Source organism: Marinobacter vinifirmus (assembly GCF_002258215.1).
Taxonomy (GTDB): Bacteria; Pseudomonadota; Gammaproteobacteria; order Pseudomonadales; family Oleiphilaceae; genus Marinobacter; species Marinobacter vinifirmus.
Genome location: NZ_NEFY01000051.1, coordinates 1 through 597 on the forward strand (window position 1 = coordinate 1; position 597 = coordinate 597).

1 pseudogene is annotated in these 597 nt (G+C 53.8%); it reads right to left on the reverse strand.

The features are described 5' to 3' along the window. Nucleotides 1–167 precede the first annotated feature (167 nt). A pseudogene (locus B9Q17_RS18635) lies at nucleotides 168–356 on the reverse strand (DUF4172 domain-containing protein); the annotation flags it as partial. Nucleotides 357–597 lie beyond the last annotated feature (241 nt).

A 597-nucleotide genomic window follows, 5' to 3' on the forward strand; every position in this document is an offset into this window, starting at 1 on the left:
CAGAGGGGAATTCGCCTACACGGGCGGTGAACTGCAATCCGCTTGCCTGGGGCATAACTTCGGTCCCTGAAGTTTAAATGGTTATAACAGACTCATCCTGAGCAGCGCCGATTATAACCACCCTGCACGGCATTACAAACAACCCGGTCACAAACCGGCTTGGTCAATCAGTCACTGTGCAGCAACAAGGCATAGCGGGTACTGCGTCCGCCCCCGGCTAACTGAAAAATACAACCTTTCTCCACTAAGTCCGTCAAATCCCGCGTAGCCGTCGCCTTGCTGACCTTAGCCAGAGACTGGTACTTCCGGGCGTTGATGCCTTCCCCAAATTCCTCGCCGGCAGAATCAAGCAACCGAGGAGCGCAGAGCACCCTCACCCCACGTGAAACGCGGCCAGTCTTGTTCTTGTCAGATATACATGAGCCGAAAAAACCTGCCTATTCGGATCAGAACCTGAGCCGATTACAACCCATATTCGGCTCAGCGGCTACCTCAGCCCCAGCGGGTCAGACCCGCAGTACATTTCATGATGCCAAATGTATTGAAGTGACCCCCGAAAGTTGGACACCGACTTTTGGGGAGTCACATGACAAGAAC